This is a genomic window from uncultured Lentibacter sp. (assembly GCF_937123735.1).
In the GTDB taxonomy this organism is placed as follows: Bacteria; Pseudomonadota; Alphaproteobacteria; order Rhodobacterales; family Rhodobacteraceae; genus Lentibacter.
Map to the genome: position 1 here is coordinate 98,789 of NZ_CAKZKL010000007.1, position 19,131 is coordinate 117,919.

At 61.8% G+C, this 19,131-nt stretch carries 23 protein-coding genes and 1 pseudogene; 16 read left to right on the forward strand and 8 right to left on the reverse strand.

Translation table 11 applies throughout. The features are described 5' to 3' along the window. Position 1: 1 nt before the first annotated feature. From Q0478_RS01560 to Q0478_RS01580, 5 genes are all read left to right on the forward strand, one after another. Positions 2–1,273, forward strand: a complete 1,272-nt coding sequence (locus tag Q0478_RS01560) for an HlyD family type I secretion periplasmic adaptor subunit (RefSeq protein ID WP_298675597.1) — start codon at positions 2–4, stop codon at positions 1,271–1,273. A 74-nt stretch (positions 1,274–1,347) separates the two neighbouring features. Then, the gene (locus Q0478_RS01565) at positions 1,348–1,812 is read left to right on the forward strand and encodes a RidA family protein (RefSeq protein ID WP_298675466.1); all 465 of its coding nucleotides are present in this window, start codon (positions 1,348–1,350) and stop codon (positions 1,810–1,812) included. Beyond that, on the forward strand, positions 1,812–2,576 hold the full coding sequence (locus tag Q0478_RS01570; protein ID WP_298675468.1) for a glycerophosphodiester phosphodiesterase family protein: 765 nt from the start codon (positions 1,812–1,814) through the stop codon (positions 2,574–2,576). The genes Q0478_RS01565 and Q0478_RS01570 overlap by 1 nt, the downstream gene beginning before the upstream one ends. Positions 2,577–2,610: 34 nt before the next feature. After that, complete coding sequence (locus Q0478_RS01575; RefSeq protein ID WP_298675598.1) at positions 2,611–3,792, forward strand: GNAT family N-acetyltransferase; 1,182 nt, start codon at positions 2,611–2,613, stop codon at positions 3,790–3,792. After that, positions 3,789–4,079, forward strand: a complete 291-nt coding sequence (locus Q0478_RS01580; protein ID WP_298675471.1) for a 4a-hydroxytetrahydrobiopterin dehydratase — start codon at positions 3,789–3,791, stop codon at positions 4,077–4,079. The genes Q0478_RS01575 and Q0478_RS01580 overlap by 4 nt, the downstream gene beginning before the upstream one ends. 4 nt (positions 4,080–4,083) lie before the next feature. On the opposite strand, the gene Q0478_RS01585 is transcribed toward Q0478_RS01580, so the two are convergent. Beyond that, positions 4,084–4,572, reverse strand: coding sequence for a peroxiredoxin (locus tag Q0478_RS01585; RefSeq protein ID WP_298675474.1), 489 nt, complete (start codon positions 4,570–4,572; stop codon positions 4,084–4,086). Between the two features lie 83 nt (positions 4,573–4,655). Between Q0478_RS01585 and Q0478_RS01590 the strand changes: the two genes are divergently transcribed. Both Q0478_RS01590 and rsmD read left to right on the forward strand, forming a co-directional pair. After that, on the forward strand, positions 4,656–5,867 hold the full coding sequence (locus tag Q0478_RS01590; RefSeq protein ID WP_298675476.1) for an FAD-dependent oxidoreductase: 1,212 nt from the start codon (positions 4,656–4,658) through the stop codon (positions 5,865–5,867). After that, complete coding sequence (gene rsmD / locus Q0478_RS01595; RefSeq protein ID WP_298675478.1) at positions 5,864–6,415, forward strand: 16S rRNA (guanine(966)-N(2))-methyltransferase RsmD; 552 nt, start codon at positions 5,864–5,866, stop codon at positions 6,413–6,415. Before Q0478_RS01590 ends, rsmD begins: the two co-directional genes overlap by 4 nt. Here rsmD and map read toward each other — a convergent pair. Further along, positions 6,412–7,221 (reverse strand): type I methionyl aminopeptidase, encoded by an 810-nt coding sequence (map, locus tag Q0478_RS01600; protein WP_298675480.1) that lies wholly within the window; start codon positions 7,219–7,221, stop codon positions 6,412–6,414. The two genes, rsmD and map, sit on opposite strands and share 4 nt — an antisense overlap. 207 nt (positions 7,222–7,428) lie before the next feature. Then, complete coding sequence (sfsA, locus tag Q0478_RS01605) at positions 7,429–8,127, reverse strand: DNA/RNA nuclease SfsA (RefSeq protein ID WP_298675482.1); 699 nt, start codon at positions 8,125–8,127, stop codon at positions 7,429–7,431. A 45-nt stretch (positions 8,128–8,172) separates the two neighbouring features. Between sfsA and Q0478_RS01610 the strand changes: the two genes are divergently transcribed. The 7 genes from Q0478_RS01610 (at position 8,173) to arsC (ending at position 13,060) form a co-directional block, all read left to right on the forward strand. Beyond that, positions 8,173–8,904 carry a molybdopterin-binding protein gene (locus Q0478_RS01610; RefSeq protein WP_298675484.1) on the forward strand — a complete coding sequence of 244 codons (732 nt, stop codon included), beginning with the start codon at positions 8,173–8,175 and terminating at the stop codon, positions 8,902–8,904. After that, positions 8,891–9,622 (forward strand): GNAT family N-acetyltransferase, encoded by a 732-nt coding sequence (locus Q0478_RS01615; protein ID WP_298675486.1) that lies wholly within the window; start codon positions 8,891–8,893, stop codon positions 9,620–9,622. Before Q0478_RS01610 ends, Q0478_RS01615 begins: the two co-directional genes overlap by 14 nt. Before the next feature lies 1 nt (position 9,623). After that, positions 9,624–10,193 carry a peroxidase-related enzyme gene (locus tag Q0478_RS01620; RefSeq protein WP_298675488.1) on the forward strand — a complete coding sequence of 190 codons (570 nt, stop codon included), beginning with the start codon at positions 9,624–9,626 and terminating at the stop codon, positions 10,191–10,193. Next, positions 10,165–11,211, forward strand: coding sequence for an OmpA family protein (locus Q0478_RS01625; protein ID WP_298675490.1), 1,047 nt, complete (start codon positions 10,165–10,167; stop codon positions 11,209–11,211). The genes Q0478_RS01620 and Q0478_RS01625 overlap by 29 nt, the downstream gene beginning before the upstream one ends. A 120-nt stretch (positions 11,212–11,331) precedes the next feature. After that, positions 11,332–11,676 carry a DUF952 domain-containing protein gene (locus Q0478_RS01630; protein ID WP_298675492.1) on the forward strand — a complete coding sequence of 115 codons (345 nt, stop codon included), beginning with the start codon at positions 11,332–11,334 and terminating at the stop codon, positions 11,674–11,676. Next, on the forward strand, positions 11,673–12,731 hold the full coding sequence (locus tag Q0478_RS01635; RefSeq protein ID WP_298675494.1) for a quinone-dependent dihydroorotate dehydrogenase: 1,059 nt from the start codon (positions 11,673–11,675) through the stop codon (positions 12,729–12,731). The genes Q0478_RS01630 and Q0478_RS01635 overlap by 4 nt, the downstream gene beginning before the upstream one ends. Further along, positions 12,722–13,060 carry an arsenate reductase (glutaredoxin) gene (gene arsC / locus Q0478_RS01640; protein ID WP_298675496.1) on the forward strand — a complete coding sequence of 113 codons (339 nt, stop codon included), beginning with the start codon at positions 12,722–12,724 and terminating at the stop codon, positions 13,058–13,060. Before Q0478_RS01635 ends, arsC begins: the two co-directional genes overlap by 10 nt. Here arsC and Q0478_RS01645 read toward each other — a convergent pair. From Q0478_RS01645 to Q0478_RS01660, 4 genes are all read right to left on the reverse strand, one after another. Beyond that, positions 13,047–14,366 (reverse strand): MATE family efflux transporter, encoded by a 1,320-nt coding sequence (locus Q0478_RS01645; protein ID WP_298675498.1) that lies wholly within the window; start codon positions 14,364–14,366, stop codon positions 13,047–13,049. The genes arsC and Q0478_RS01645 overlap by 14 nt on opposite strands. Continuing rightward, positions 14,359–14,868, reverse strand: a complete 510-nt coding sequence (locus Q0478_RS01650) for a PaaI family thioesterase (protein ID WP_298675500.1) — start codon at positions 14,866–14,868, stop codon at positions 14,359–14,361. The genes Q0478_RS01645 and Q0478_RS01650 overlap by 8 nt, the downstream gene beginning before the upstream one ends. Before the next feature lie 2 nt (positions 14,869–14,870). Further along, positions 14,871–15,284 carry a PaaI family thioesterase gene (locus Q0478_RS01655; RefSeq protein ID WP_298675502.1) on the reverse strand — a complete coding sequence of 138 codons (414 nt, stop codon included), beginning with the start codon at positions 15,282–15,284 and terminating at the stop codon, positions 14,871–14,873. Positions 15,285–15,517: 233 nt separating this feature from the next. Further along, the gene (locus Q0478_RS01660; RefSeq protein WP_298675504.1) at positions 15,518–16,666 is read right to left on the reverse strand and encodes an SRPBCC family protein; all 1,149 of its coding nucleotides are present in this window, start codon (positions 16,664–16,666) and stop codon (positions 15,518–15,520) included. A gap of 104 nt (positions 16,667–16,770) precedes the next feature. Here Q0478_RS01660 and Q0478_RS01665 point away from each other — a divergent pair, with 104 nt between their 5' ends. Next, a complete protein-coding gene (locus tag Q0478_RS01665; RefSeq protein WP_298675506.1) occupies positions 16,771–17,361 on the forward strand; it encodes a TetR/AcrR family transcriptional regulator in 591 nt (196 codons plus the stop codon). A gap of 38 nt (positions 17,362–17,399) precedes the next feature. Further along, positions 17,400–17,695, forward strand: a pseudogene (locus tag Q0478_RS01670) (integrase); the annotation flags it as partial. A 128-nt stretch (positions 17,696–17,823) separates the two neighbouring features. Here the strand turns inward: Q0478_RS01670 and Q0478_RS01675 are convergent. Beyond that, positions 17,824–19,122, reverse strand: coding sequence for an amidohydrolase family protein (locus Q0478_RS01675; RefSeq protein ID WP_298675508.1), 1,299 nt, complete (start codon positions 19,120–19,122; stop codon positions 17,824–17,826). Between the last annotated feature and the right edge of the window lie 9 nt (positions 19,123–19,131).

Sequence of the window (19,131 nt, forward strand, 5' to 3'; positions counted from 1 at the left end):
TATGCCGCTTCTGGTGGGCGCTTTTGCGCTTCTGGTGTTGCTGGGTGGTTTCGGCAGCTGGGCCGTCTTGAGCAATCTCTCCGGAGCAATCGTGGCCTCGGGCCGGGTTGAAGTCGAACAAAACCGACAAGTGGTGCAGCACCCTGATGGCGGGGTGGTGGCCGAAATCAATGTCAGCGAAGGGCAAAGCGTGCGCCTCGGGCAAAAGCTGATCACCCTGGAGAGCAGCGCCCTGACCTCCGAGCGCAGCATCGTGGAGAGCCAGCTCTTTGAGCTTATGGCCCGCCGGGCGCGCCTGCTTGCCGAACGTGACACCCTGCCCGCCCCCGTCTTTGATCAAGAGCTCATAAACCTCGCCAAGGCGCGCCAGGAGGTGGCCGAATTGATCGCCGGACAAGACCGGCTCTTTGACGCCCGCCAGCAGAGCATTCACAGCGAACGCGCCCAGCTGGCCAAACGGCGTGAGCAAATTGACGACCAAATCCACGGCATCACCGCGCAAACGCAAGCCCTCAAAGCCCAGATTGCCCTGATTGCCGAGGAGCTGAGCAACCAACAGGCCCTGCTCGATCGCGGCCTTGCCCAGGCTTCGCGGGTGCTGGCGCTGCGCCGTGAGGAAGCCCGGCTGCGCGGCCAAATCGGAGAATTGCGCGCCCATAAGGCCCAGGCCGAGGGCCGGATCACCGAGCTTGACATCGAGCAGCTCAAACTCACCAGCACGCTGCGTGAGGAGGCGATCACCCAGTTGCGCGACCTGCGTGTGCGTGAGCTCGAACTGCGCGAGCGTCGCAACGCGCTCTCAGAAAAACTGTCCCGCCGCACCATCCAGGCCCCCGCCGCCGGTCTCATCTACGGGTTGAGCGTTACAACCCCGCGCGCCGTGATCCGCGCCGCCGAGCCGGTGCTCTATATCGTGCCGCAAGACCGCCCGCTGATCATCATGGCAGAGGTGCCGATCATCCATATTGACAAGATATACAGGGGCCAAAGCGTCAATCTGCGCTTTTCCGCCCTTGATCAGCGCCGCACACCCGAGCTTTACGGCGAGGTCACCCAGATCTCCGCAGATGCCTTCCGTGACGAGGCCCGCGGCACCGCATACTACCGGGCGGAAATTGCGCTCAAACCCGGCGAGCGCGCCAAATTGCCGGAGGGCACAGCCCTCATTCCCGGAATGCCGGCAGAAGCCTTTATCCTGACATCCGAGCGCAGCCCCTTGGGCTATCTTGTCAAACCGCTCTGGGATTATTTCGAAGCCGCTTTCCGCGAATAAAGCGCGCATTTAGGCGTATCGGCCCGCAGCAATTCGGGCTAGCCTCACGGCGACTCAAACATCAGGAGAGAGCCATGAGCAGCCAGCTTGAAACCCGTCTCAACGATATGGGCATCACCCTGCCCGACGCCCCCGCACCAGCGGCCAACTATGTTCCCTTCGTGATCAGTGGCAAAACAGTCTATGTCTCCGGGCAAATTTCCAATGGCCCCGATGGCCTCATCCTTGGCAAACTCGGCGAGACCATGACCACAGAAGAGGGGGTTGCCGCTGCCCGCAGCTGTGCGCTCAGCCTGCTTGCACAGCTCAAGGCCGCCTGCGAGGGCGATCTGGACCGCCTCGCGCGCGTGGTCAAACTCGTCGGCTTTGTGAACTCAACCGCCGATTACACCGACCAACCCAAGGTCATCAACGGCGCCTCTGATTTCATGGTCGAGGCTCTGGGCGATATCGGCCGCCATGCGCGCTCGGCGGTGTCGGCGGCCTCCCTGCCGCTCGGTGTCGCTGTTGAAATCGAAGGCATCTTCGAGATCAAGTGATGCAGCAAGCGCCCCTGCCCGTAAGCTTTCTTGCAGCCCCGATCGCGCATCGCGGGCTGCATGACCTTGCCGCTGGCATCCCCGAAAACAGCCTCGCCAGCTTTGACGCCGCCATCGCGCGCGGCTACGGCATCGAGCTTGATTTGCAGCTCTCCCAAGATGGTGTCGCGATGGTCTTTCACGACTATTCGCTCGAGAGGCTGACGGGCGAAAAGGGCGCGCTCGCGCAGCGCAGCGCCGCCGAGCTGGGCCAGATCGGCCTCACCGGCGGGGCCGAAGGCATCCCGACACTGGCCGAAACGCTTGCGCGCGTCAGAGGCCGTGCGCCCCTGCTGATCGAACTCAAAGATCAGGACGGCGCGCTTGGCCCCAATGTGGGGGCGCTTGAAGAGGCCACTCTTGCGGCCCTTGCGGGATATTCAGGCGATGTGGCGCTGATGTCGTTCAACCCGCATTGCGTCGCTGCGCTGGCAGCACTTGCACCGCATCTCCCCCGTGGCCTCACCACCTGCGATTATGCGCCCCAAGACTGGCCCACAATCCCCCGCGCGCGGCTCAGCGAGCTTGCCTCGATCCCCGATTTCGCCCGCACCGGCGCAAGCTTCATCAGCCATCAGGCCAGTGACCTCGCCAGCCCGCATGTCGCAGCGCTTAAAGCCCGCAAGGTGCCGGTGCTGTGCTGGACAATCCGCTCAGAACAGGCCGAGGCCCAAGCCCGCCAGCTTGCCGATAACGTCACGTTCGAGGGCTACCTCCCCGCTTGAAAGCGCGGGCGCCCGGCGCAATATGAAAGAGACGATGGACAGCGACGCGCAGATAGAAATACGCCTCAACCCCACGCTGCGCGACATCCCGCCAGCCGCGTGGGACGCCTGCGCGCGCGCCACAGGCTCCCGCCCGCTCGACCCGTTCACAACCCACCGCTTCCTGCTGGCACTGGAAGAGAGCGGCTCTGTCGGCCCCGGCACGGGTTGGCAACCGCTCTATCTCACGGCCCATGAACATGGCCAGATGATCGGCTGCGCCCCGCTCTACGGCAAAAGCCATTCGCAGGGCGAATATATCTTTGATTTCAACTGGGCCGATGCTTTTGCCCGCGCAGGCGGGCAATATTACCCCAAATTCCAGATCGCTGTGCCCTTTACCCCCGCCACAGGCCGCCGCTTTCTCACCCGCGAAGGCGCCGAGAGCCGCGCCCTGCCCGCGCTTGTGCAGGGGGCCATTCAGGCCGCCGCAGAGAACGGCGTCAGCTCGCTGCACGTCACCTTCTGCACCGAGGATGAGGCCATCGCAGGCGAGGCCATGGGCCTTTTGCGCCGCACCACCCAGCAGTTTCACTGGGAAAACCGCGGCTTTCAGAGCTTTGAGGATTTCCTCGCCTCGCTCACCTCGCGCAAGCGCAAGAATATCCGCCGCGAGCGCGCCGAGGCGCAGGGCTTTGGCGGCACAATCCACCGCCTCACGGGCGATCAGATCGCGCCGCATCACTGGGACGCCTTCTGGCAGTTCTACCAAGACACAGGCGCGCGCAAATGGGGCACGCCCTACCTCACCCGCGCTTTCTTTGACATCGCCCATGACACCCTGCGCGACGATATGATCCTCGTGCTCGCAGAGCGTGAGGGCCGCCCCATCGCAGGCGCGCTCAACTTCATCGGCAAAGAGGCGCTTTTCGGCCGCTACTGGGGCTGCGTGGAAGATCACCGCTGCCTGCATTTCGAGCTGTGCTACTATCAGGCCATCGAAGCCGCCATCGATCTGGGCCTGCCCCGTGTCGAAGCCGGGGCGCAGGGCGAGCACAAGCTCGCGCGCGGCTATCTGCCCACGGTCTGCCACTCGCTGCACTGGCTGGCCGACGAGGGCTTTTCCGATGCCGTGGCGCGCTACCTTCAGGCCGAGCGCCGCGCCATTGGCGAGGAAATAGACGTTCTCACAGGCTATGGCCCGTTCAAAAACGCCACCAAGGAGGAACAGGATTGATCGAAGTTCTCAGCGACACAGCCCGCGAACAGCTGCTCGCCCCGCTGTTTGAAAACGGCTGGGTGCAAGACAGCGCTCGCGACGCCATCACCAAAACCTACAGGTTCAAGGATTTTACCGAGGCCTTCGGCTTTATGGCCCAAGCCGCGCTCTGGGCCGAAAAATGGAACCACCACCCCGAGTGGAGCAATGTCTACAACCGCGTGACTGTCACGCTCACAACCCATGATGCGGGCGGCCTCAGCTCTCTGGATGCCAAGCTCGCCCGCAAAATGGACAGCCTTTAACGCCTCAGAGCGCCGCAACCATGGCTTCCCCACCGGAGATATCACATTCCCCGGGGCTGTCCTCGGCGTGCAGCACCTTCACCACACCATCCTCCGCCATCAGCGCGTAGCGGCGCGAGCGGCTGACAAAGCCCACGGGTGGCGCGTCAAAGTCCATGCCAATCGCCTTGGTGAACGCACCCGAGGAATCCGCCAGCATGGTAATCCCTTCGCCCGCCGCGCCCGTGGCCTCGGCCCAGGCGTTCATCACCCAGGGGTCGTTGACCGAAAGGCAGATGATCTCGTCCACACCCTTGGCTTTCAGCGCATCCTTCTGGCGCAGAAAGCTCGGCACATGCGCGCTGTGGCAGGTTGGCGTAAAGGCCCCCGGCACAGCAAAGATCACAACCTTGCGCCCCTTGAGCTTCTCGCCCAGCTCCACAGGCGCAGGGCCATCCGCGCCCAAGGTCATCACCGCCACCTCTGGCAGGCTCTCTCCTACTGAAATCGTCATCTGCGCATCTCTCCCTGATTGCGTTTGTGCTTTCAAAGCATATAGGGTTCTCTACGCCAAGGGCCAGCAGAAGGATCACTCTCATGTCGCATATTGTCGTTGTCGGAGCCGGGCAGGCCGGGGCCTCGCTTGTGGCCAAGCTGCGCAATGAAGGCTTTGACGGGCAGATCACGCTCATTGGCGAAGAGACAGCCCCGCCCTACCAGCGCCCGCCGCTCTCCAAGGCCTATCTTCTGGGCGATATGGAGCTTGAGCGCCTCTATCTGCGCCCGGAAAGTTTTTACGCCGATCAAGACATCACCCTGCGCCTTGGCGCCCATGTTAGCGCGCTTGATCCCGCCGCCAAAACCCTCACGGTTCATGGCGAAACCCTGGCCTATGACCAGCTCGCGCTCACCACCGGCTCAACGCCCCGCCGCTTGCCCGCCGCCATCGGCGGCACGCTCGACGGCGTCTATGTGGTGCGCGGCCTTGCCGATGTCGATGCGATGGAGCCCGAGTTTGCCGAAGGCCGCCATGTGCTCATCATCGGCGGTGGCTACATTGGCCTTGAGGCCGCCGCCGTGGCCGCCAAAAAGGGGCTTAAGGTCACGCTCGTCGAAATGGCCGAGCGCATCCTGCAACGCGTCGCCTCGCCCGAAACATCCGACTATTTCCGCGCCCTGCACGAAGCGCATGGCGTTGAACTCCTCGAAGGCACGGGCCTGAGCCGCCTCACCGGCGAAGGCCGCGTCACAGGCGCCGAGCTCTCCGATGGCACAACACTTGAGATCGATTTCGCCCTTGTCGGCGTCGGCATCGCCCCCGCCACCGCACTGGCCGAGGCCGCCGGCCTCACGCTTGACAACGGCATCATGACAGACGCACAGGGGCGCACCTCCAATCCCGCCATCTGGGCCGCAGGCGATTGCGCCTCCTTCCCCTATCGCGGCCAGCGCATCCGCCTTGAAAGCGTGCCCAACGCGATTGATCAGGCCGAAGTCGTGGCGCAAAATATGCTGGGCAAAGGCATCGACTATGTCGCCAAGCCGTGGTTCTGGTCCGATCAATACGATGTCAAACTCCAGATCGCGGGCCTCAACACGGGCTATGACAGCGTCGTCACCCGCACGGGCGACAAGGCGGGGGCCGTGTCCTTCTGGTATTATCAGGGCGAGACCCTGCTCGCTGTTGATGCCGCCAACGATCCGCGCGCCTATATGATCGGCAAGCGCCTCATAGAGGCGGGCAAATCGCCCGCGCGCGCACTTGTCGCCGACCCTGCAACCGAGCTCAAAGCGCTGATGAGCGCGTGAGGATCATCGCGGGGCGACATCGCGGGCTGGCGCTCGCCACAGTGGGCAAGGGCGACAGCGCCGCGCATCTGCGCCCCACCTCTGATCGTGTGCGCGAAAGCCTGTTCAACATCCTCGCCCATCACGGCCAGCCCCAAGGCGCGCGCGTGCTCGATCTGTTCGCAGGCACAGGCGCGCTCGGCCTTGAGGCGCTCTCGCGCGGCGCGACCCATGTGAGCTATGTCGAAAACGGCCGCACTGGCCAAAAGCTTATCCGTGAAAACCTCGCCAAAGCCCGCCGCACACAAGACGCCACCCTGCTCACCGCCGATGCCACAAGCCTGCCGCCCGCGCCCCTGCCCTGCACGCTGGTGTTTCTCGATCCGCCCTATGGAAAATCGCTGGGCGAACAGGCCCTCACCTCCGCCCGCGCGCAAGGCTGGCTGGCGCCAAATGCGCTCATCGTCTGGGAAGAAAGCGCGCCCATGCTGCCGCCTTCGGGCTTCACGCTGCAAGACCAGCGCAAATACGGCAGCACAGTCATCACGCTTCTGCGGCTTGCGCCTTAATAGGTCGGGTGAAACTTGCCCGCAGGCGAGAGCGTGAATATCTCGCAGCCCGTGGCCGTCACCCCGATAGAGTGCTCAAACTGCGCGCTGAGAGACTTGTCGCGCGTCACAGCCGTCCAGTCATCCGCCAAAACCTTGGTCTCCGGCCGCCCGAGGTTCACCATCGGCTCAATGGTGAAAAACATCCCCTCTTCCAGAACCGGCCCCGTGCCCTCGCGGCCATAATGCAGCACATTGGGCGGCGCATGAAACACCGTGCCCAGCCCGTGGCCGCAAAAATCTCGCACCACGCTCATCCGGTGGCCTTCCACAAAGCTCTGGATCGCATGGCCGATGTCGCCAAAGGTATTGCCCGGCTTCACCGCCGCAATCCCCTTGAACAGCGCCTCATGGGTCACCTCGATAAGCCGCTCCGCCTTGCGCCCCAGCTTTCCGGCCACAAACATGCGCGAGGTGTCGCCAAACCAGCCATCCACAATCACCGTCACATCAATGTTGAGAATGTCGCCGTCCTTGAGCTTCTTGTCTGAAGGAATGCCGTGGCAAACCACATGGTTGATCGAAATACAGCTCGCGTGTTGATACCCGCGATAGCCGATCGTGGCCGAAGTGGCCCCCGCCGCGTTGACCATCGCCTCGATGATCCGGTCAATCTCACCTGTGCTCTGGCCGACAAAAACATGCTCGGCAATCCGGTCCAGAATATCCGCCGCCAAATGCCCCGCCTTGCGCATCCCGGCAAAATCCGCCTCGTTGTGCAGGCGAATGCCGTCTCTGGTCACCGGTCCTTTATATGCATCAACCACGGGGCTGCCTCATCTCTGTCCAATCAATTGACCCTGTTTAATTCGGATCGCAGCCAAGGGCCACCCCGTCCTTTAGTTGCGCGGCCCCATCCTCTTCTTCTGGTCAAAAATACCTCAAGCGCTGCCTTTCAACAGGCACGACAGCCGCGGTGCACGTCGCCTCTCGACACACCGCAATAAGAGCGGCGCGGCAGCGCCTCCGCTGGGTCAGAGCCGCAGGGGCAAAGGCTTGCCAAGGCCGATCTCTTCGGGGCTGATGATACAATCATAGGCCATCACCTCAACACCTGCCGCCATCGCCGCACGCAGGCCCGCCGCATAGGCAGGGTCAATGTCGCCCGCCACGCCCACCGCCTCGGCATCCGTGCGCTGCACGAGGAAAAACAGAACCGCCCTGTGCCCCTGGGCCACCATGGCGGCGAGCTCGTTCAAGTGTTTCAAACCGCGTGCCGTGACAGAATCCGGAAATTCCGCCAGCCCCGCTTGGCGCATCAGCGTGACAGATTTCACCTCAAGATAGATATCCCGCGCCCCGCCTTGCAGCAAAAAGTCCACACGGCTCTTCTCGCCATAGCGCACTTCCGCACGCAGCTGTGCATAGTCCAGCCCGCCAATCTCGCCCGCCTTAAGCGCAGCTTTGAGCGCGCGGTTGGGCACAGCGGTGTCCACGCCTATAAAATGCCCCGCCCCCTGCTCCACCAGCCGCCAGCCGTATTTCAGCTTCTTCTTGGGGTCGTCATTGGGTTCCACCCAGATCCGCATCCCCGCCTCCGCCAGCCCCATCATCGAGCCGGGGTTGGCGCAATGCGCCACCGCCTCGCGCCCGTCCTCAAGGCGGATGTCGGCCAGAAAGCGTTTGTAGCGGCGCAAGAGTGTCGCAGGCTGAAGTGGGGTTTGAAAGCGCATGGGTTACGGCCTATACCCAAGCCAACCCAGCTTCAAGGAAGACCCATGCCAAACCCAACAGCCGCAATGCTCGTCATCGGTGACGAAATCCTCTCAGGCCGCACCCGCGACGCCAATATGCACCACCTCGCAGGCGAGCTCACCAAAGCGGGGATCGACCTGAAGGAAGTCCGCGTCGTCTCCGATGATGCCGCCGCCATTGTCGCTGCCGTGCAGGCACTTTCCGCAAGCTATGACAGCGTCTTCACATCCGGCGGCATCGGCCCGACCCATGATGACATCACCGCCGATTGTATCGCCGAGGCTTTCGGCGCGCATATTGACGTGCGCGACGATGCCCGCGCGCTTCTGGCGGCCTTTTACGCCGAGACAGGCCGCGAGTTCAACGCTGCGCGCATGCGCATGGCGCGCATCCCCGATGGCGCCACGCTGATTGACAACCCTGTCTCCATCGCGCCGGGGTTCACACTTGGCAATGTGCATGTGATGGCCGGTGTGCCATCGGTTTTCAAGGCCATGCTCGCATCGGTGCTGCCCAAGCTCACAGGCGGCGCACCACTTCTGAGCCAGAGCCTGCGCATCAACCGCGGCGAAGGCGATATCGCAGGCCCCTTGGCCGAGCTTGCGGCGCGCTACCCCGCGCTGTCCATCGGCTCCTACCCGTTTCAGGAAAATGGCGTCTACGGTGCCAATATCGTGATGCGCAGCGCCGATGGTCCACTGCTCGACAAAGCCATGTGCGAACTTGCGGAGATCTTCCCCGATGACGCTGCCTGATATCCACACCCTCTATGAGGTGCTCGACAACACATGGCCCGCCTTGCGCAGCTTTGAAACCGGTCCCTGGCGCATCCGAGAAGGCGCTGGCGGTGGCCAGAGGGTGAGCGCCACAACCGCGCGTCAGCCCGCCCGGGCTGACGCGCTGGCGCTGGCCGAAGCGGCCATGGAGGCGCTCGGCCAGCCCAAGCTCTTCATGATCCGCGAAGGCGACGAGGCGCTCGATGCGCTGCTTGCGGCGGCGGGTTATGTGGTGCACGACCCGGTCACAGCCTATGTCGCCCCGGTCTCGCTCTTTGAAGGCAAACACCCTCCACGCGTCTGCGCGCTTCTCGCCTGGGAGCCGCTGGCCATCATGCGCGACATCTGGGCCAAAGGCGGTATTGATGCCGGGCGCATCGCGGTGATGCACCGCGCAAAAGGCCCCAAGACAGGCCTCATCGGGCGGCTCAACGATCACCCCGCTGCCGCCGCCTTCTGCGCCATTCACAAAGGCGTCGCCATGGTCCACGCGCTCGAAGTGCTGCCCCACCAGCGCCAGCAGAACATGGGCAAATACGCCATGTATGAGCTGGCCCATTGGGCCGCGCGCAACGGGGCCAGCCACATCTCGCTGGTGGTGACACAGGCCAATGCGGCCGGCAATGCGCTCTATACTTCCCTCGGCATGACATCTGTGGGACAGTATCACTACCGCCTCAAGAAAGAAGGTTCCTAAGATGCCCCGAAAGCAGCCCACGGCGCTCGACCTGCCCATGGTCGATCCGCTTCCCGACGCCACGCAAAAGTATTTTGACATCTGTCAGGACAAGCTCGGCCTCGTGCCAAATGTGCTGCAAGCCTATGCTTTCGACATCGACAAGCTCAACGCCTTCACGGCGCTCTACAATGACCTGATGCTGGCCCAAAGCGGCCTCAGCAAGCTTGAACGCGAGATGATCGCGGTGGCCGTGTCCTCCATCAACAAGTGCTTTTACTGCCTCACAGCCCACGGCCAGGCCGTGCGCCAGCTCTCGGGCGACCCTGTGCTGGGCGAAATGATGGTGATGAACTGGCGCGCCGCCGATCTCGATGCGCGCCAGAGCGCCATGCTCGCCTTTGCAGAGAAGGTCACGCTGGCCAGCTATACGATCGTGGAGGCCGACCGCGAGGCCCTGCGCGCTGTCGGCTTTTCTGACCGCGACATCTGGGACATCGCCAATGTCGCCGGCTTTTACAACATGACAAACCGGGTGGCCTCCGCCACAGATATGCGCCCCAATGACGAGTATCACGCACAGTCGCGTTAAATCCGGCATCACCGCTCTGGTGTTGTCCTGCCTTGCCGCCGGCCCGCTTCGGGCCGAGGCGCTTGCGCTGCCATCCAACGCCAACCTCACCTTTGAACAGGTGAAAAACCAGGGCAGCTACGCCGCGCCCGTCGCGCCCTATTCCGGCGGGCTGCTGCCGGTGTCTGACGTGACAGGCCGCGTCACCAAACAAGCCTACCGCATCCCGCAACAGGGCGTCACACCGCAACAGATCCTGACCCCTCTGGAAGAAAGCCTCGCTGGCGCGGGCTTTGAAATCCTCTTCAAATGCCAAGACAGGCTGTGCGGCGGGTTTGATTTTCGCTTTGCCACCGATGTGGTGGCCGCGCCCGACATGTTTGTTGATCTGTTTGACTACATCTTTCTCACAGCCCGGCGGGCCCCGCCTCCCGCCAGCGCCCCCAAGGGTGCCAGCGCAGAAGGCCCTGCGCAGGAAACAGCCGAATTTGTCACCCTTCTCGCCAGCCGGGATGCATCGGCGGGCTATGTGCAAATCGTGCAGGTTCTGCCCGACGGGGCAGAACCGCTGCAAACCGCTGCCAGCGCCCCGCTCCTGGCCAGCCCTGAAAGCGCTTTTGGCCCACCACAGGCCGCGCTGAGCGGCGAAGGCCTCAGCGCAGCCCGCTTTGAGAGTGCGTTGGAAAGCCGTGGCCATCTGGTCCTGGGCGATCTCACGTTTGAAACCGGTGCCGCCCAGCTTGGCGCGGGCCCCTTTGAAAGCCTCGCCACGCTCGCCGGTTTCCTGCTGGCAGATGACAACCGCCGGGTTGTCCTTGTCGGTCACACAGATGCCACCGGCGCGCTCGAAGGCAATATTGCCCTCTCCAAACGGCGCGCGGGGGCTGTCATGGAGCGGCTGGCTGCCGCCTATGGCGTCCCGCCGGCACAGATGCAAGCCGAGGGCATGGGCTATCTCTCCCCCGTCACCAGCAATCTCACCGACGCAGGCCGCGAGGCCAACCGGCGGGTGGAAGTGATCCTGCTCAACACCGATTAGGCCACCCCGGGGTGCCACAGGGTGCCCGACGGAGCCATAAGGAGCCACAGGCTTTGACGCGCGTCCGAGAGGGCCGGCCAAAGACTTGACGGGCGGGCTGCGAACAGGCATCTGCCTGTTATGCTAGTCCTCAAGATATTCCGCGCCGCCGAATGGGCGGCCCTGCAAGCCCAAGGCGAGAGTCAGGGCGCGCCCGTCGATATAGCCGATGGCTATGTGCATTTCTCCACCCCCGAACAGGCGCAGGAAACCGCCGCCAAGCATTTTGCGGGCGTCGAGGGCCTCGTGCTTCTGGCGGTCAACGCCGCAACGCTGGGCGATGATCTCAAATGGGAGGTCTCCCGCGGCGGGGCGCTCTTCCCGCATCTTTACCGCAACATCCGCCTGTCTGATGTCACCGCAAGCTACCCCTTGCCGCTGGTGGACGGCGTGCATGTCTTCCCCGCAGAGGTGCTGGCCCAATGAAGACGCTCGAACGCCTCGCCCTAAAAGCCATGCACAAGCTTGACCCTGAGCGCGCGCACGGGCTTGCCATCTCTGCGCTCAAAATGGGCCTCGTGCCGCTCGCAGGCCCCGTCACCTCGCCGCGCCTTGCCACAACCCTTGCGGGGCTTTCGCTGCCCAACCCCGTCGGCCTCGCCGCAGGCTTTGACAAAAACGCCGACGTGCTCGCGCCGCTTTCGCGCGCGGGGTTCGGCTTTGTCGAGGTCGGGGCCATCACACCGCGCGCGCAGCCTGGCAACCCCAAGCCGCGCCTCTTCCGCCTCATGGAAGACCGCGCCGCGATCAACCGCTTCGGCTTTAACAACCGTGGCATGGAAGAGGCCAACACGCGCCTCGCGCAGCGCCCGCAAGAGGCTGTCATCGGCCTCAATCTCGGGGCCAACAAAGACAGCGAGAACCGCGCCGAAGATTTCGCCCGCGTCCTCAGCTACTGCGGCGCGCATCTTGATTTTGCCACCGTCAATGTCTCCTCGCCCAACACGGAAAAGCTGCGCGACCTTCAGGGGGCCGAGGCGCTCACAGCCCTGCTCGCAGGCGTGATGGAGGCCAACAGCTGGCTAAAAAAGCCGCTGCCTGTGTTTCTCAAAGTTGCGCCCGACCTCACCGATACGGAGATCAGCGAAATCGCCGATGTGGCGCTGGCGCAGGGCCTTGCCGGCATCATCGCCACCAACACGACCCTCAGCCGCGAAGGCCTCGCCAGCGCACACCGCGATCAGGCGGGCGGCCTTTCCGGCGCACCGCTGTTCACGCGCTCCACGCAGGTCTTGGCCAAGCTCTCCAAAGCCACTGAGGGCAAGCTGCCGCTCATCGGCGTGGGCGGCATCGCCACCGCCGCGCAGGCGTTTGAGAAAATTCGCGCAGGGGCCAGCGCCGTGCAGCTTTACACAGCGCTTGTCTATCACGGCCTCGGGCTGGCCGCCGAAATCGCCCGCGGGCTTGATACGCTCCTGGAAGAACACGGCTTTGCCACGGTCGCCGAGGCCACAGGCACAGGGAGAGACGCATGGCTCTGATCATCTGGCACAACCCGCGCTGCTCCAAATCACGCCAGACACTGGCGTTGATCGCGGCGCATGACCCGCAAATCCGCCTCTACCTGACAGATGCGCCCAGCGAGGCCGAGCTGCGCGCCGCCGCCGCTGCGCTCGGTGTGAGCGCCATCGAGATGATGCGCACCGGCGAGGCCGAATTTAAAGCCGAGAGCCTGAGCAAAGACAGCCCCGAAGAGGCGCTCTTTGCCGCCATGGCCCGCGTGCCCAAGCTCATCGAGCGGCCCATTGTATTCGCAGGGGATAAAGCCGCCATAGGCCGCCCGCCCGAAGCCGTGCTCAGCCTACTCTAGCCGCCCGCTCCAGCGCCGGATAGCGCAGCATCAGCGTGCCCGCGCGGGCAACAAACGAAATGTGCAAGGCCAGCCAGAGCCCGTGGTTTTGCATCAGGGGCATCAGGCTCCAAGCCGCAATGACATAAATAACAAAAGCCACAGCCATCATATTGCGCATATCCGCCGTGCGCGTCGCGCCGATGAAAATCCCGTCCATCTGCGTGAGGCCAACGATCATTACGGGCGCGGCCACCAGCCATGGCAGATAGCGCCGCGCCTCGGCCTGCACCTCGGGCGCCTTGGTCATGATGTCGATGAGTGCCGGCCCCAAAAGCCAGAAGCTGAGCGCCATCAGCACACCCAGCCCCAGCGCCCAATAGCTCGTGAGCAGCGCCGCACGGCGCAGCCGCGCCACCGCCGCCGCGCCAAAGGCCTTGCCCACAAGCGCCTCGGCGGCAAAGGCAAAGCCATCCAGCGCATAACCGGTGATATGCAAAAACTGCAACAGCACCTGATTGGCCGCCAGCGTCACATCGCCAAAGCGCCCGCCGACCAGAAGGAACGACACGAAAATGCCCTGCAACAGCAACGAGCGGACCAGAATATCACTGTTCACCACCGCCATGCGCCTCAGCTTGATACGGTCAAACACCCGCGCCCAATCGCGCCAGGCGGTGTGGCGAAAGGCCTCGCGGCACATCCACAGCCCAAGGATCAGCCCCGACCATTCGGCAATAAACGTGGCCCAAGCGACCCCCGCCACACCCCAGCCGAAGGAGAGCACAAACAACAGGTCCAGCCCCACGTTGACCCCGTTCATCAAAAGCTGGATCCAGAGCACCTCCCGCGTGCGCTCCTGCGCAATCAGCCAGCCGGTGATCCCATACATCGCAATCGCCGCAGGGGCCGAGAAGATACGGATCTGCATGTAGCTTGCCGCAAGCCCCTCCACCTCCGCGCTCGCGGGCGAAAGGCGGAACGCCCCCCAGAAGAGAAGCGGCTGGATAAGGATGAAGAAAACACCCCCCGCAAAGCCGATCATCAACGCGCGGGTCAGCAGCGCGGCCACCTCGCCCGCCTCGCCACGGCCCGCCGCCTGGCTCGTTAGCCCGGTTGTGCCCATGCGCAAGAAGCCGAAGACCCAGTAAATGGCCGAAAGGATGACAGCCCCCACACCCACCGCCGCTATCGGCGCGGCATCCGGGATCTGGCCCACAACAGCCGTGTCCACCGCCCCCAGAATGGGAATGGTCACATTGGCCAGAAGGATCGGAACGGCAATCTTGAGCACCCTGCGATGGGTGATCGCCTCAGGCTCAGTCATCCCGCCGTGGCATCAGAAAATGCCCCGTGCCTTGGGCAAAAATGCGGGCGCGGTTGTCCTGCCAGGCTTCCACATGCACGCTCGCATAGCGCCGGCCAGAGCGGTTCACCTTGGCGCGCGCATAGGCGTCGCGCGGCAGCCCCGTGCGCAGGTAGTCGATGGTAAAGTCGATGGTCTTGGGCAGGCGTGGCAAATGCCCTCTGACAACTTCGTCGGCGTCCAGCTCGCCGCGCTCGATCTCGTCCCAAAGCACAGACCAGCCCAGCCCGATCACGGCAGCAACCTCCATAAAGCCGGAAATGGCCCCACCATGCAGCGCCGGCAACAGAGGGTTGCCGATGAGCTTGTCGTCATAGGGCAAAATGGCGGTGAGCTCGTCGCCACGGCGGTCAAATTCGATCCCCATAAAGGTGATATAAGGCACACCATGCACCAGCGCGCTCAAGGCCGCATCCCGGCGCTGCTTGATCACCTGCACAGGTTCGGGGCGTTTGTAGGCCATGCTCAGCGCTCCACCGTAAAGGCACCCGTGGCCGTGGCCACAGGGTTGTCCTTGTCATCATCCGTCGCCGTGGCGCGCACAAAAGCCACCGAACGGGTGATGTGATAGCACTGCGCCTCCGTGGCAATGGTCTGGCCCGGCGTGGCGGGGCGCATATAGTCGATGCGCAAATCAATCGTCGCCGTGCCCGCAGGCGAGCTCGGGTGGCTCATCGCCGCCGCCCCGCAGCAGGTGTCCATCAGCGCCGACACCGCGCCGCCATGAATCACCCCTGTCTCCGGGTCGCCCACAAGCTGCGCCGCATAGGGCATCTCGATGCGTGCAAACCCTTCGCCGATGTCAGTCAGCTCCATCCCCAGCGCCCGGCTGTGCGGGATCGCCTTAATAAACTGTTTTGCGATTTTTGCTTTGTCCATTGGGCGCAGGGCCTCCTTTGGCGGCATACTTCCAGAGCCGTGCAGGCGGTGCAAGCCGTATCAGCGCATCACCCTATGCCAGACGTCAGCCGGGTTTGACCTGCTCATCACCAAATGAGCGAAAAACGGAAGCAAAACTTCCTTCACAGTCCAGCAAGGGGTGGGTTTGAGGCCAAACTCACCGATGCCGCAGTGCAATCAAAGGTCGGCTGTTCGGTGCCTCGGTCTTTGGACTAGTTGGCCAACATCTCTTCTATCACAAGGTTAAATCGGTTCAGTGCGCCCTCGAAGCGACCAAAGATGTGCGTAGGGTTACCGCGTGATGCAAAACCAGCTTGGATCTCCTCCCCAAGTTCGAAGTCTTCCTTTAGTGCCGTTAGAGAAATGCGATGATTCAGCTGCCAGTGTTTTTCCATGTCGTCAGTGCGCGGCGCATTGTTTGGCACGACCGTCGCCATTCGGAACCGGGTTTTCGCCTCTGAGATTGGTTCGATATGGAACCACATGAAATGATCCTGCTGCACCAACATCTGGGTATTGGGCTGGACAGTATAGACCATGTTGGCGTCCTTACGCAGTATCCATTGCTCTTCGGGCGTGCCGCCGAGTTCCGGCAAGGCGTTGCGTGGCAATACAGCTCGCATGTGCGGTCCGAACTGCTTGTAGGTCAGAAGGTTGTCGGGGAAGTGCGGGCCGATCGTCTTCTTATGCGCAACGCGGAAATGATACGCTTCCAACCCACCCTCGATGAGCACTTTCCAATTCGCATTGATGTCAAGCGTGTCGATAAGTGCTATGCGGTGGTCGTTTAACCCTAGCCAGGCAAAGTCCGGAGACAAATCGGAAAGCCAGTCGTCTATTCTCGGCATCTCGCCGGCGTCAGGGTTTGCGATGATCCAGATGAATCCATGCGCTTCGGCGACAGGAAGCCGCCGCAAACCGCGCTCTGCCCGAGGCAAGTCGGGAAACCCCTGCGCTTCTTGCGGAACTGCGCGCAGATCGCCACGGTTCGACCAGCTCCATGCGTGATAGGGGCAGGTGAACACGCGCTTGCATCCGGTTGCTTCGCGTTCGACCTTTGCCCCACGATGGCGGCAGACATTCAGGAACGCGTGAACTTCGCTGTTTGCGTCTCTCGTGAGCAAGAGCGGTAAGCCTAGGAAATCTCTGGTAATGAAGGCGTTCTGACCCTCCAGCTCAGAGGAATGCGCTGCAACAACAGGTTTGCGGCGAAAGATCATTGCCATTTCCCGTTCAAACCGTTCAGGACTTGCGTAGCGCGAAATTGGTGAATGTGTGACTTCCCGATCCAAAAAAGATGATTTCTGGTCTGCCAATCCAACGATCTCGCGGATCAGCCCGACTTCTGTTTTGCGATCCATACCTGTCTCCCTTCAGCTCACTTACCAATTGGTAAGTTACTTCACGATTGGTAAGTGATCAATCCCATGATACGCAACGTCGCGAGAGAGGAGTATTAAGCCCAATGACGACAGACCCCCGGAAAAACTATCTGATGCTTGCAACGCGCCGGTTCGCGCAAGATGGCTTTCACGGGACAAGTCTGGCCAGATTGGCCAAGGAAGCAGGCGTTTCAAAACAGGCGATTCTCCACTTCTTCGGGACAAAAGAAAGACTTTATGCCGAAGTGCTGAACGCACTTTGCGAAAGGCTTTGCGCTGACATCAAAATCACCCAAACTTCAGATCCAAAGTCCCATCTAACCGCTTATTACGCTCGCATGGCGGCATCTGCCATGAACGACCAACAAGATGTCCAACTGGTTGTGCGCGCTTTGCTTGATAGTGATCCTGAGGCACAGATCTGGCCACTCAAACCCTATTTGGATCGCCTTACAGGCCTTGTTATGTCTCTTCCAAACTTTGCCGAAACAACCCGAGCATCCGCTTTGGCGGAAGTATATCGCTTTATCGGGTCGGTACAGTATATCGCTTTGTCGCTGCCCACCGTTCAAGGGATCTACGGGGAAGCAACAAGAGCATCTCTTGCTGCGGCAATTGCCAGCAGCGTGGAGCGGGAAATCGAACGCCTCACTCACTGCCGCGCGATTGACTAGGAGTGCGTCGAGTTCACCAGATTGATCGAGTAGACTCAACCAAGCGACCGGTTCAGTTTGAACTGACGGAAGACACACGCGAAACTGTCTTGGCCTGGGTCAAATCCCCCGAGATGTTTGCGTGCCGGTTCATATTCCCGAGCAGAGTCCATGACCGACCAAACCATTCAACACGGCAGTATGGATGGCTCGTTCGTGATTGGGTCGCAGCGATCAAACTAGAACCAAGCCGATATGGTACACAATCGCTCCGCCGCACAAAGGCGGCAGAGATATTTGGAAAAACGGCAATCTTCGGGCAGTCCAACTGTTGCTTGATCACGCGAAAGTCGACGGTGGAACCAACCAAACAGTCGCAAATTAGAGGCTGTCATAAATCGTAGGATGGGCGCTTCGCCCAACCAATCTGTCCGGATAATTTGAAGTATTTTCGGAGCCCGTGTTCGCCCCCGGTAGTGCAAACTAGTTGGTGCTACTTGACCCGCTGACTTGGGATTCATCCACTGTTAAGCTTGGCCTGTCAGGCAGTGCCAAATTGTATTGAATGGGCGCTGATTGCGAGATGAGTTGTCCGTGTCGGAACACGGCAAGCCGATGCGCGCGCAGTCGGATGGCTTCGATCTTGTCTTTTGCCTGTAGGATCACGAAATGCGCATCGCATCCTTTGGACAGGCCATACCCTTCCAGGCCCATGATCCGGGCTGAGTTGCCGGTGACCGCCTCAAAGCACCAGTCCATATCCGCGCGGCTCGACAACTGCCCGACATGCAACCCCATGAAGGCAACGTCTAGCATGTCCGCCTTGCCCAGAGAATACCACGGGTCCATCACACAGTCAGAGCCAAAGCCAACCATGATCCCGGCGTCGCGCAACTCGCGCACGCGGGTTTGGCCACGCCGTTTGGGATATGTGTCGTGACGACCCTGCAACATGATGTTGATCAGCGGGTTGGGGATCGCGTGAACACCGGCTTCAACCATCAGCGGGATCAACTTGGAGACATAGTAGTTGTCCATGGAGTGCATCGAGGTCAAATGTGATCCCGCAACGCGGCCCTTCAGCCCAAGGCGTTGGGTTTCATAGGCCAGCGTTTCGATATGGCGACTGTGGGGGTCATCGCTTTCATCGCAATGCATATCGACCATCAGTCCGCGTTTTTCTGCGATTTCACACAACAGGCGTATGCTTTCAGCGCCATGCGCCATGGTGCGTTCGAAATGCGGGATACCGCCCACCACATCCACGCCCATATCGAGCGCTCGCACCGTATTGTTCATCGCTGTGGAGTCGCGCAGAACGCCGTCTTGCGGAAACGCCACGAGTTGCAGGTCGAGGTAGTTTTTTACCTTTTCGCGCACCTCCAGCAGTGCTTGCACACCCTTCAATTCGTCATCGCAAGTATCCACATGGCTGCGGATCGCGCCGATGCCTTTGGCAACCGCCAGATTGCAGTAGCGCATCGCGCGTTCGACGATATCATCGACGGACTGGATTGGCTTCAACTCGCCCCACAGCGCGATGCCCTCGAGCAAGGTGCCAGACACATTCATGCGTGGCTTGCCAAGTGATAAGGTCGCGTCCATATGAAAATGCGGGTCGACAAAGGGTGGGGACACAAGGTTTCCGCCTGCATCCATTGTGTCTTTTGCCTCGGCTGTGATCCCCGCCTCAACTGCAGCGATTTTGCCATCCTTACAGGCGATATCGACGCCGGATTGTCCGTCACTCGTGGTCGCGTTTTTGACGATCAGATCGAACATGAAATTCCC